The following is an 11,695-nucleotide window of genomic DNA, read 5'->3' on the forward strand; positions in this document are numbered from 1 at the left end:
CGGCGGGAAACGCGCGGACAGGCGGGCCGCCGGCCTCGGCCTGGCCGGGCGTGACGGCCCGCGCGCGACCCGCCATGGACGCACCCGCGCGGGTGGAGGGCACCGTAGTGCCGCTCCAGGGCCTCGAGCATGGCCCGCGTGGGCGCCACCACGACGGACGCCGCATGGAGCCCCCTCGCCACCTCCTCCCGGTAGCGGTGGTAGCGGGCCGGCGCGGGCTCGCCCTTCACCGCCTCCCACCAGGAGAGGACGCACGAGTGCGCCACCACCAGCACCGGCGCTCGGAAGGGCCACGCGCCGTGGCAGTAGCCGTTGAGGTGCACCACGTCCGGTGAGAGCCGGGCCTCCAGCGCCAGCAGCCACTCGCCGGCGGCGCGCACGTCGTCCCAGGGCGCGTCCATCCACTCCAGCCGCCAGGTGCCTTCGTGCACCGTGAGCCCGGGCAGCGCTCGGGCCTCCTGCCACTGGGCTTGCGACAGCGGCGCGCCCAGGGTGGCCAGCTCCACGCACACGCCCTTGGGACAGAGCGCGCGGCACAGCTCCAGCGCGTAGGTCCAGACGCCGCCCACCGTGTCGGCGGTCATCAGCACCCGGCGCACCGGCGGCGCGAGCCGCGGGGCCTCAGGGCTGGACGTCGACGGCTTCAAGCGCTTCCCCCCGCCCCATGGCCGGCCGCGTCCGCCCTCCCCGCAGCTCCTCCAGCCACCGCCCCAGCCGCGCCACGCCCTCCTCCACCCCCACCCGGGGCATCCACCCGGTGGCCCGGGTGAAGGCGCGCGTGTCGGAGACGTAGTAGCGCTGGTCGCCCGTGCGCCAGTCCTCGTGCTCGACGCGCGGCGCGCGGCCCGTGCGCCGCTGGATGAGCGCCAGCAGCTCCAGCAGGCTCACCGTCTGCCCCGGCCCCCGCCGATGTTGAAGGCCCGGCCCTGGATGCGCGGCATGGCCTGCTGGGCCAGCCGGAAGGCGCGCACCAGGTCCTCCACGAAGAGCAGGTCGCGCACCTGCATGCCGTCGCCGTAGAGCGTGAGCGGCTCGCCCTCCAGCGCCCGCAGGAGGAAGTGCGCCACCCAGCCCTGGTCCTCCGTGCCGAACTGCCGGGGCCCGTAGATGCAGCTCATCCGGAACACCACCGTCGGCAGGCCGAAGGTGCGCGAGTAGTCCAGCACGTACTGGTCCGCCGCCCCCTTCGAGCACCCGTAGGGGCTCTCGAAGTCGAGCGGGCACGCCTCGCTGATGCCGTGCGCGAGCGTGCGCTCGTCCATGGGCGCGTAGCGCTGGCCCCGGACCGCGAGCTCCAGCCCCTTCAGCCCGCCATACACCTTGTTGGTGGAGGTGAAGACGAGCCGCGGGGGCGTCTCCAGCTCCCGCAGCGCCTCCAGGACGTGGAGCGTGCCGCGCGCGTTGACGTCGAAGTCGTGGAGCGGGGACTGGAGGCTGTGCGTCACCGCCACCTGCGCGGCGAAGTGGAACACCTCGCTCGCGTCGCGCAGGGCCCGGCGCACCGCGAGCAGGTCGCGGGTGTCCGCCACGTCGATGCGCAGGCGCTCGCCGTGGCGCTCGCGCAGCCAGCGCAGGTTCTTCTCCACGCCGGGGCGCGACACGTTGTCGAACACGCGCACCGCCCGCCCGTCTTGCAGGTAGTGGTCCGCCACGTTGGAGCCGATGAAGCCCGCGCCCCCGAAGATGACGACCGTCCCCTCCCCACCGCGTCCTGGCTTCATACCGTGAGCCCCCGTGCGTCCAGCTCCGCGCGCGCTTCGGCGGCCCGGTCCTGGGCCACCTGCCCCACCAGCCACCGCGACAGCTCCAGGAGCCCCTCCTGGAAGCCCACGCGGGGCGCGTACCCCAGCACCTCGCGCGCGCGGGTGATGTCCGCGAAGCAGTGACGGATGTCGCCCATGCGGTACTTCCCCGTCACCGCCGGCCGCGTCCGGGCCAGGCCCATCACCTCGCCCACCGCGCGCGCCACCTCGCGCACGGTGACGGCCCGGCCGCTGCCCACGTTGAGCACCTGCCCCGCCGCGCCCTCCACCTGGAGCGCCAGCCGGCAGGCCTGCGCCACGTCGTGCACGTTCACGAAGTCGCGCTGCTGCAGGCCGTCCTCGAAGAGCAGCGGCGCGTTGCCGTTGAGCAGCCGCGACGCGAAGATGGCCAGCACGCCGGTGTACGGGTTGGAGAGCGCCTGGCGCGGGCCGTAGACGTTGAAGAAGCGCAGCGCCACGGTGGGGATGCGGTACGCGCGGCCCACCAGCAGGCACAGCCGCTCCTGGTCGAACTTCGACAGCGCGTACACGGACGACAGCGCGGGCGCCTTGTCCTCCGGCGTGGGCACGGGCGTCAGGCGAGCGCCGCGCGCGTCCCGCGGCTCCCAGTCCCCGGCCTGCAACTGCTCCAGCGAACGCTCCGGGCCCGGCACGGTGCGGCCGTCCGGCGCGAGGCACAGCCCCTCGCCGTAGACGCTCATGCTGGAGGCCACCACCAGCCGCTCCACCGGGCGCTCGATGAGGGCCTGGAGCAGCGCGGCGGTGCCCTGGTTGTTCACCGACGTGTAGTGGGCCACCTCGTACATGCTCTGGCCCACGCCCACCGCCGCGGCCAGGTGCACGACGGAGTCCACGCCCTCCAGCGCCCGGCGCACCGCGTCCGCGTCGCGCACGTCCCCGACGTGGAGCTCCACCTCCGGCGCCAGGTGGTCCGGGCGCTCGCGTCCGGGCCGTGCACCTGCGGCACCAGGCGTCCAGCGCCCGCACCCGGTGGCCGTGCGCGAGCAGCTCGTCCGCCAGGTGCGAGCCGATGAAGCCCGCGCCCCCCGGTGATGAGGATGTGTTTGCGGCCCATGCGCCCTCCCGCCCCTGGCCGCGTCCACGCCCGCGGCCCGCTGCCTGTCCGCGGCAACGGTAAACACCCCACCGTCCAGGTCATCCCTCCCTGATGGCTTGCCTGCATGGGCGCGCCGCCGCGTGCGTCCGGAAGCGGCGTCACGCCACGGCCGCGAAGGCGGGCTTGCTCAGGCGGACAGCGGCGTCGCGGGCGCCACGGGGCCCTCGGGCAGCAGGCCGCGCGTCTGGCGGCGCACGAGCGACGCGTAGTAGCCGTCGTGGCGCATGAGCTCCGCGTGCCGCCCCTGTTCGACGATGCGGCCCTCCTGGAGCACCAGGATGCGGTCCGCGTCCACCACCGTGGACAGCCGGTGGGCGATGGCGAACGTGGTGCGGCCCTTCATCAGGCGGCCCAGCGCCTCCTGCACCAGCGCCTCGCTCTCCGCGTCCAGCGCGCTGGTGGGCTCGTCCAGCACGAGGATGGGCGGGTCCTTGAGCAGCGACCGCGCGATGGCGATGCGCTGTCGTTCGCCGGCGGACAGGCGGCTGCCCTTCTCCCCCACCACGGTGTCGTAGCCCTGCGGCAGCCGGCCGATGAAGCCGTCCGCGTGCGCGGCGCGGGCGGCGGCCTCAATCTGCTCCTGCGAGGCCTCCGGCCGGCCGTAGGCGATGTTCGCGCGCACGCTCTCGTTGAAGAGCAGGCTGTCCTGGAGCACCACGCCGATGTGGCGGCGCAGCGACAGCTGCTTGAGGGAGCGCACGTCCTGACCGTCGATGCGCACCGTGCCCTGCACGGGGTCGTAGAAGCGGCACAGCAGGCTCATCAGGGTCGTCTTGCCCGCGCCGCTGGGCCCCACGAGGGCAATCGTCTCCCCCGGCCGCACCTTCAGGTCCACGCCGCGCAGCAGCGGCCGGCCCTCGCCCGAGGCGGAGGGGTAGGCGAAGTGGATGTCGGAGAACTCCACCTCGCCCTTCACGTCCGTCACCTCGCGCGCGTCCGGCGCGTCGCCCAGGTGGTCCTGCGCGTCCAGGATGGAGAACACCTGGCGCATGGCCACGGACGCGGTGCGAAGCGTGCGGTACACGCCGCTCAGGCCCTGCACCGGACCGAACAGCCCTCCGATGTAGCCCAGGAACGCCACCAGCGTGCCGGTGGTGATTTCCCCCTTGAGCACCAGCAGGGCGCCCATGCCGATGGACGCCACGCGCGCCACCAGCACGGCGATGTTCTGGCCGCCGCTCACCACGCCGTCGTAGCCCACGCCCCGCACGACGACGGCGTTGGCCTCGCGCACGCCGTGCAGGAAGCGCTGCTTCTCGCGCTCCTCCATGGCGAAGCTCTTCACGGTGACGATGCCGGAGAGCACCTCGTTGAAGCGGGCGTAGAGGCTGGCCCAGCGGTCCATCAGGGTCTGCTCGCGCTGGGTCTGCACGGGCGCGGCCTTGCGCGCGATGAGGACGGGGACGGGGGTGAACGCGAGCGCCACCAGCGCCAGCCGCCAGTCCAGCCGGAGCATGATGATGACGGAGAGCAGCAGGTAGGCCGCCGCGGGCACCACGTTGAAGGCCAGCTCCGTGATGGCGCCCACGAAGCCCTGCATGCCGCGGTCGAGCCGGGTCATGATGGCGCCCACGCCCTCCTCGCGGTGGAAGCTCAGGGGCAGCGAGTGCAGGCGCGTGACGGTGGCCTCGTTGAGCGAGTAGTGCACGTGGATGCGCGTGCGCCAGGTGAGCCAGTTCGCCGTGGAGGCGAGCACCTCGCGCACGAGCCCCATGAGCACCAGGCCCACGACGCCCAGGAGCACCGCCCGGGCGGCCCCCTGCGCGTCCAGCTGGTCGAAGATGTGCTTGAGCACCAGCGGCTCCAGCGCGCTCAGCGCGGAGCCCGTCAGCACCAGCAGGAGGATGAGGGCGACGGCGCGCCGGTGGGGCTTGAGCCAGGCCATCGCGCGCGACAGCGACGCGGAAGGGACGGGAGGGTTCTGCATGAGCGCTAGGAACGCGCCGCCTCCCCCTCGCCTTCCCTTCCCGGCCCGGGCGCTCAGGCGTAGAGGCGGTCCAGCGTGGCGGCCACGTCCACGAGCCGCTCGGCCTCCGCGTCGAAGCGCTCGCCTGCGGCCAGCCGAGTGGCCCACGCCACGGCGGCCCGTCCGCCCCAGGCATCGGGCGGAGCGCTCAGCCGTTCGCGCTTCGTGCCCTGGAACACGTCCGCGGTGAAGTCGTGGAAGGAGCCGTCCACGTTGCGGAGCGCGGCGCCGCCCTGCGTGCCGTAGAAGGCCGCCTCGATGACCGCGTCGCACCCGGCGGGCAGCTTCCAGGAGCAGGCGAGCTGCACGCACGCGCCCGTGCCCAGGAGCAGCTGCGCGGCGGCGAAGTCCTCCACGCCCTCCTCGCGCGAGCCGAGCGGCCGCCCCTGGGCGAAGCGCCGTGTGGACACCGCCTCCACGGCGGGAAACCCGAGCGTCCACAGGGCCAGGTCCACCAGGTGGATGCCCAGGTCCATCACGCAGCCGCCGCCCGCCTGCCTCGGGTCGTAGAACCACGGCTTGTCCGGGCCGTACGCGTTGTGGAACACGAGGTTCACCGCGTAGACGTGGCCCAGCGCGCCCGCCTGGATGCGCTCGTGCAGCCGCCGCATGCCGGTGGTGAAGCGGTAGCTCAGGTCCACGCCCAGGAGCCGGTCCCTCGCGCGGGCCGCGTCCACCACGCGGCGGACCTCCGGGGCCGTGCGGCCCAGGGGCTTCTGGCAGAACACGGACACGCCGCGCTCCAGGGCGCGCAGGGACTGCTCCGCGTGCACCGCGCTGGGCGTGGCGATGACCAGCCCGTCGAGCCCCAGGTCGAGCAGCGCGTCCAGCGACCCGACGCACCGCGCGCCCGGGGCCAGGGCCTGGGCCTCGCGGGCGGCGTCGGCGGAGGGGTCGCAGAGGCCCACCACCTGGACCTGCTCGGAGCGCACGAGGGCCTCCATGCGGTGGCGGCCAATCCAGCCCACGCCCAGGAAGCCGACCCGGGGCTTCAGCTCCCGCCGGAGGGCGCTCATGGGGTGACGAGCCCCTTGAGGAAGCCGTCCGGGCGCGTGCGCATGGCGTCGAAGGCCCGGTCCAGCTCCTCCAGCGGATAGGAGGTGAAGAGGGGGAACGGATCCAACCGGCCGGAGGCGACGGCGTCCACGGCCAGGCGCATGCCCTCGACGTAGACCCGCGGGTCGCGCTCGTGGGCGTTGACGACGTCCAGCCCGCGCCAGTTCCACAGCTGCAGGTTCACCTGCCGGGGCCCGTCCTGGTGGTAGCCCGCGATGACGAGCTTCCCGCGCTCGCGCGTCAGCTCCCCCGCGAGGTCCAGCGGCCACTGCTCGCCGACGGCCTCGATGACGCGGTCGCAGAGGGAGCCCCCGGTGAGGGCCTTCACGCGCGCGATGATGCGCTGGTGGTCATCCATGGGGATGCACTCGGTGGCGCCCTGGCCGCGGGCCACCTCCAGCGCCCAGGGCCTGCGGGTGATGGCGATGACGCGCGCGCCGGCGTTGGCCGCGAGCCGCGTCACCACCGCGCCCAGGAAGCCGATGCCGATGATGGCGACCGTCTGGCCCGGCTGGAGGTCCGCGCGCCGGAAGATGTTCATCGCGCAGCCCAGGGGTTCGCCGGGGAAGGGCCTGCCCGCGAGCGACGGCGGCAGCACCACGGTGGCGGACGCGTCCGCCAGGTCGTACTCCGAGAAGGCCGAGGACGACAGCATGGCCACGCGGTCGCCGGGCCTCAGGCCGGAGACGTCCGGGCCCAGCGCGTCCACCACGCCCCAGCCCTCGTGCCCGGGAGCGCCGGGCGGCATGGGGTAGCGGAACCAGTCGCGCCCTTCCCACACGGGGAGGTTGGAGCCGCAGACGCCGCAGCCCTCCAGCCGCACCCGCACCTTGCCGGGCCCCGGCTCGGGCCGGGCCACGTGCTCCAGGCGGATGCCCCGAGGCCTGCCCACCACCGCCGCCCGCATCGTGACCGCCGCCGCGCCATCCATGTGCTGCCTCCCCGGTGAATCGCCTCAAGCTAGAACCGCTCCCGGCACGCGGGACCCGGCGCGACAGGGCGGTGCCGCTGTGCACTCGGCGCCACGACCGGGGCTTCAGCGCACCGCCTCCAGCACGCCGGCCGCGTGCCGGGTGAAGGGGGGCACGGCGAGCAGCAGCTCCGGCTCCATCACCAGGCGCTGCTCGCGGCCCAGCACCTCGCCCGTCACGTCGTCCCACCAGGTGACGCGGTACTGCCCGGGCGCCAGCCGCAGGCGGACCTGTGCCCCGGACACGGGCTGGCCATACCCCTCTTTCGCGCCCATCACCCACAGCGCCTGCAACCCCGGACGGCCCATGGCCCAGGCCCGCGTGCCCGGGGGCGACATGGTGGGCGGCGCCATGGGCAGGAGCGGCGGGCCTGACGGCAGGCGGCCGAGGAAGTCCGCCAGCACGCGGAAGTGCCGGCCGCGCTCCGGCGTCATCGGGACGTCGGAATCCTCGGTGAAGGGCGGGGCGCTGTGCGCGAGCACGCCCGCGCCACAGAAGGTGGTGACCCAGATGCCCACGTGCGTGTGGTCGTACGTCCGGCGGTCCTCGCCGCCGTAGCCGAACTCGCCCAGGAGGATGGGCTTGTCGTAGCCCCACGTCTCCGCCACCTTGCGCGTCAGCTCCGCCGCGAGCGCATGCACCTCGTAGAACTCCTTGCCGTAGAGGTGCCATTGCAGGAGGTCGTCCTGCCGGCTCGCGTACCAGGGGCGCTCGTCGCCATCGACGTTCCAGTGCAGCCCCACCGAGCCCACCGTGACGAGGTGCCCGTACGGATCCTCCGCGTGCCACGTCGCCGCGAGCCTCTGCGCCCAGGGGATCCACGTCGCCTCGCCGACGTTGCCGTCCCACTCCGGTTCGTTGAGCAGGTCCACGGCCAGGAAGGCAGGCGAGGCACCGAAGCGCGCGAGCACGTAGCGCAGCCGCCGCTCCGCCAGCTCCGGCCGGTCGAAGAAGTCGTCCGGCGTGGCGGCAGGTCCTCCGCGCGCCGTGCTGTAGGGATTGTCCTCCCAGCTCTTCCACGTCTCGCCCGGCGTGAAGCCCACCGCGAAGAGGGTGATGATGACCTGGAGGCCGTGCCGCTCAGCGGCGTCGAGGATGGCGTCATAGCGGGCGGCGGCCTCCGGATCGAAGACGCCGGGGCGCGGCTCCAGGCAGCCGGGCTGGGGGCCGGGCTCCGGCTCCTCCCGCTCGCAGTCGGTGAAGATGAAGATGCGCAGGGTGTTCATCCCGCGCGCCGCCATGCCCGCGATGTAGTCCGTCGCGGACTGTTGGCCGTAATTCCAGGTGGGGTCGTAGACGTTGAAGCGGTTCTCCCCCAGCGGCAGGAAGGGCGTGCCGTCCTCCCACGCCAGGTGGTGCGCGGAAACGGCGCTGCGGCGCACGAAGCCCCGGCGCGAAGACGGCCGGGACACGAACCGGCCCGAGGCGACCTCCACCGCCCCAGCCTGGACGCGGTAGCGGTACTCGCCCACCTCCTGGGGCGTGAAGCGCACGCGGAAGCCGCCGCCCGTCACGGGGAAGCCGCCCACGTCGACCTCACGGCCGGAGGGCGCCACGAAGCGCGCGTGCACGGGGACGTCATCCGGGGCGCCCGCACCGCCCGGGACGGTGAAGCCGACCTCGAACCGCGCGAAGCGCTCCACCTCCTGGAGCGGAGCCGGGGTGGCGGGCGGTGGGCGTGAGGCCGCGCACCCCGCGAGCAGCACGACCCACAGCCACACCCGGAAGCCCTGCGTGAAAGGCGCCATGTCCCCTCCCCTTCGCGACGCCAGCCAGCGCGCCGAGCGCCCGGAGTTCCCCCCAGGCCGCCCGGCCCTCCCTCACCGCGGGCTCCTATCTTCCCTCCACGGCCCCGAGGTGCTGGAGCGGGAGGAGGTGCGCATGCGCGTGAAGGAGCGGGAGCTCAATCTCGACTGGGTGATGCCCCTGTTGGCGGTGGGCGGAAGCTATCCCATGGATGCCGCCGCGCATCTGGCCCGGAAGCTGGGCGTGCGTCATGTGGTGGATGTCCGGGTGGAGTGCCAGGACGACGAGCACGTGCTGCGGGAGCACGGCATCACGTTCCTGCACCTGCCCACGGTGGACATGCGCGCCATCCAGTCGCGGATGCTCCACGACGGCGTGGCGTGGGTCCGCGAGCGACTGACGAGGCAGCAGAAGGTCCTCATCCACTGCGAGCACGGCATCGGCAGGAGCGCCCTGCTGACGTTGTGCGTGCTGGTGGATCAGGGGATGGAGCCGCTCGCCGCGCTGGAGCTGGCCAAGACGCGGCGCCCTTGCGTGTCGCCCAGTCCGGAGCAACTGGGGGCCTTCATCGCGTACACGCGGGACGTGCAGGCAAGGGGGCGCGTCCCGTGGTCGGTGCCCACGCTCGAAGCGCTGGGCACCATCGCGTACCGGCATCTGAGGGCTGGCATGGGAACAAGCTGAGGGGATGCGCGTCTACGGAGCTCATCCTCAAGCCGTGGCCCCCACCGGAGTCCTCGGCCTGCGGAGAGCCCGCCTGCGGCGGCTGGCCGCGCTGCCTCCGGGACGGGAGCAGCACGCGGAAGCTGGTGACGCTGTTCATCGAAGCCAGCGTGCTGGCCCAGGGCCTGCTCGACGCGGAGTCCACGGGCGGGGACGACGCGGACGAGGAGTCCACGGGCGGGGACGACGCAGGCCCCGGGAGCCGGGCCTGGCTCGCCCTGCCGCAGGCGCTCGCAAGGGTGATGAGTCAGCCGTGGGACGGCAGAACCGCCCCCACCCCGGCGGCGCTCGCGCTGCTCGAATCGATTGAACAGGGCGAACTGCCCGCGCGCGTGACGCCCAAGGAGCCCGAGGCCTACGCGCACTTCGCGCTCTACCCGGAGCTGTACCTGGAGGCCGCACGGGCCTCGCGGCTTCCGGTGTCGAAAAGGGCGGTGGGCGTGCGCAGCATCGGCACCGGGCTCGCATGCATCGTCGCGGCAGGCCTCGGCACATCCACGCCGCCCATCACCGCCCGCCCTGTCGGTCCACCGTTCGAGCGCCAATTGCGTTCCGGCCCCCTGCTCACGCATGAACTGGAGGCCATGGCCCATGCCGACGCGGTGGCCATCGTGGATGAAGGGCCCGGATTGTCCGGCAGCTCCTTCGGCGCGGTGGCGGACGTGCTGGAGGCCCGGGGGGCATGCCCCGCGAGCGGCTCCACTTCTTCCCCAGCCACGCAGGCCCTCCAGGCCCCATGGCCCCTGAGCATCACCGGGCACGTTGGACACGGGTCCACCGCCATGCAGGCCCTCCAGGCCCCATGGCCCCTGAGCATCACCGGGCACGTTGGACACGGGTCCACCGCCACACCGCGGGCTTCGACCTCTGTGCCGCGCGACTCACGGCCTGGGTGGAGGACCTCACCGGCGCCGCCATCGTGCCGCTGGAGGACATCCGTGCGGGAGCATGGCGTCACCATGCCTTCGCGGATCCACGAGACTGGCCGGCGGTCCACGCCCAGCAGGAGCGCCGCAAGTACCTGCTGACCACGAAGCGAGGAACCTTCCTGCTCCGCTTCGCGGGCCTCGGAGTCCCTACGGAGCACCGGGTCCACCGCGCACGGCAGCTCGCGGAAGCCGGCCTCACGCCTCCCGTCACAGGGCTGCGCCACGGGTTCCTCGTGCAGCCCTGGTTGACGCCTGCACGCCGCTTATCCCGCGACCACGGACGGCCGGACTGCTCGGCGGCGCTGACGCCTTCGCGCCCCCCGCTCGCGACCTGGAGCGCGCCGCGCTACTGGAGCACGTGGGCCGCTACCTCGGTTTCCGCGCACACTCCGTCCCCGTGCTGGAGCCCGGACGCGGCGCGCCTCCCAGCCTCTTGCTGGAGATGGCTCGCCACAACACCGCCAACGTCATGGGCGAAGCCGTCGCGCGAGCCCTGGATGCATGGAGGCCGCAGCTGGACGCGCTCGCACGGGCGGCCCACCCCGTGGAGACGGACCACAAGCTCCACGCATTGGAATGGCGCATCCTCCCGGTTGGCCGGGTCCTCAAGACGGACGCCGTAGACCACCACGCCGGGCTCGACCTGGTGGGCTGTCAGGACGTGGCCTGGGACATGGTGGGCGGCGCCGTGGAGCTGAACCTGAGCGAACCCACGCTCGCCACGCACGTCGAGCGCCCCAGCGGGCACGTCGTGTCTCCGCTGCTGCCGCGCTTCTATCTCTCCTTCCAATGTGGCCATCACACCCTGGCCGCGACCACGCTGAAGGACGCGGCCCCCGACAAAGCCTTCCGTCTGCGCGCCGCGGCGGCCCGCTACGCCGCACGCCTGCGCGACGACCTCCGCGGCTCGCCAGTGGTTCGTTGACGAAGCCTGCCCCGAAGATGTCCACGAGGACGCGCGTCCCACCGAGCAGTGGCGTGTCGCGGCGAGGTACGTGGGCGGAAGCCAGGAAGGGTCCACGGGCGGAGGTGCGCTGCCGGGGGCGGACTCCAGAAGCCTGTCCAGCGGTCCGACAGGTTCGCGCCACCCGCGGCACGGGGGCGCACGGGGCCGACAGGGGCTCAGGAAGGGGCCACGGCAGAGGCGCCCTGCCGGGAGCGATGCCCGCCAACTGGTCCGACAGTCGGACCAGTTCGCGCCCCTTCGGGCCCGAGGCCGCCCTGCCCCAGCAGGGGATGAGGGTGGATTGCCCACGCGTCCATGTCAGACCCATCTGGTTGGATGGGCGAAGCATTGGCGAGAAGGGCGGCGGGAATGGTGCGGGTAGGGCTCGTGGCGTACGTGGAAGAGCAGCTCGAGCGGGACATTGCGCTGGGGCGGCTGCCGAGGAACGGGCGGCTGGCCTCGGAGCGGGTGATGGCGC

9 protein-coding genes and 1 pseudogene are annotated in these 11,695 nt (G+C 73.3%); 3 read left to right on the forward strand and 7 right to left on the reverse strand.

What is annotated here, in order from left to right; genetic code table 11:
* From ACLEQD_RS25450 to ACLEQD_RS25480, 7 genes and pseudogenes are all read right to left on the reverse strand, one after another.
* On the reverse strand, positions 1-647 hold a 647-nt coding region (locus tag ACLEQD_RS25450), incomplete at its 3' end, for a glycosyltransferase family 4 protein (protein ID WP_410387510.1).
* A pseudogene (locus ACLEQD_RS25455) lies at positions 622-1,721 on the reverse strand (NAD-dependent epimerase/dehydratase family protein). The gene ACLEQD_RS25450 and the pseudogene ACLEQD_RS25455, both read right to left, overlap by 26 nt.
* A complete protein-coding gene (locus ACLEQD_RS25460) occupies positions 1,718-2,677 on the reverse strand; it encodes an NAD-dependent epimerase/dehydratase family protein (protein WP_410387511.1) in 960 nt (319 codons plus the stop codon). The pseudogene ACLEQD_RS25455 and the gene ACLEQD_RS25460 overlap by 4 nt, the downstream one beginning before the upstream one ends.
* Before the next feature lie 330 nt (positions 2,678-3,007).
* The gene (locus ACLEQD_RS25465) at positions 3,008-4,807 is read right to left on the reverse strand and encodes an ABC transporter ATP-binding protein (protein WP_410387513.1); all 1,800 of its coding nucleotides are present in this window, start codon (positions 4,805-4,807) and stop codon (positions 3,008-3,010) included.
* Positions 4,808-4,860: 53 nt separating this feature from the next.
* Positions 4,861-5,862 carry a Gfo/Idh/MocA family protein gene (locus ACLEQD_RS25470; RefSeq protein WP_410387515.1) on the reverse strand — a complete coding sequence of 334 codons (1,002 nt, stop codon included), beginning with the start codon at positions 5,860-5,862 and terminating at the stop codon, positions 4,861-4,863.
* Complete coding sequence (locus ACLEQD_RS25475) at positions 5,859-6,833, reverse strand: MDR/zinc-dependent alcohol dehydrogenase-like family protein (RefSeq protein WP_410387517.1); 975 nt, start codon at positions 6,831-6,833, stop codon at positions 5,859-5,861. Before ACLEQD_RS25475 ends, ACLEQD_RS25470 begins: the two co-directional genes overlap by 4 nt.
* A gap of 105 nt (positions 6,834-6,938) precedes the next feature.
* Positions 6,939-8,621 (reverse strand): cellulase family glycosylhydrolase, encoded by a 1,683-nt coding sequence (locus ACLEQD_RS25480; protein ID WP_410387519.1) that lies wholly within the window; start codon positions 8,619-8,621, stop codon positions 6,939-6,941.
* Here ACLEQD_RS25480 and ACLEQD_RS25485 point away from each other — a divergent pair.
* From ACLEQD_RS25485 to ACLEQD_RS25495, 3 genes are all read left to right on the forward strand, one after another.
* Complete coding sequence (locus ACLEQD_RS25485) at positions 8,620-9,303, forward strand: dual specificity protein phosphatase family protein (protein WP_410387521.1); 684 nt, start codon at positions 8,620-8,622, stop codon at positions 9,301-9,303. The genes ACLEQD_RS25480 and ACLEQD_RS25485 overlap by 2 nt on opposite strands.
* Before the next feature lie 125 nt (positions 9,304-9,428).
* Positions 9,429-10,370 carry a hypothetical protein gene (locus ACLEQD_RS25490; RefSeq protein WP_410387523.1) on the forward strand — a complete coding sequence of 314 codons (942 nt, stop codon included), beginning with the start codon at positions 9,429-9,431 and terminating at the stop codon, positions 10,368-10,370.
* Positions 10,371-10,629: 259 nt separating this feature from the next.
* Positions 10,630-11,196, forward strand: a complete 567-nt coding sequence (locus tag ACLEQD_RS25495; RefSeq protein WP_410387525.1) for a hypothetical protein — start codon at positions 10,630-10,632, stop codon at positions 11,194-11,196.
* Positions 11,197-11,695: the final 499 nt, after the last annotated feature.

The organism is Corallococcus sp. 4LFB, assembly GCF_046520365.1.
In the GTDB taxonomy this organism is placed as follows: Bacteria; Myxococcota; Myxococcia; order Myxococcales; family Myxococcaceae; genus Corallococcus; species Corallococcus caeni.

Coding starts and splice junctions, on each gene's coding strand:
- ACLEQD_RS25485 (WP_410387521.1), top strand. CDS start 8,620: ATGTCCCCTCCCCTTCGCGACGCCAGCCAGCGCGCCGAGCGCCCGGAG.
- ACLEQD_RS25465 (WP_410387513.1), bottom strand. CDS start 4,807: ATGCAGAACCCTCCCGTCCCTTCCGCGTCGCTGTCGCGCGCGATGGCC.
- ACLEQD_RS25475 (WP_410387517.1), bottom strand. CDS start 6,833: ATGGATGGCGCGGCGGCGGTCACGATGCGGGCGGCGGTGGTGGGCAGG.
- ACLEQD_RS25470 (WP_410387515.1), bottom strand. CDS start 5,862: ATGAGCGCCCTCCGGCGGGAGCTGAAGCCCCGGGTCGGCTTCCTGGGC.
- ACLEQD_RS25480 (WP_410387519.1), bottom strand. CDS start 8,621: ATGGCGCCTTTCACGCAGGGCTTCCGGGTGTGGCTGTGGGTCGTGCTG.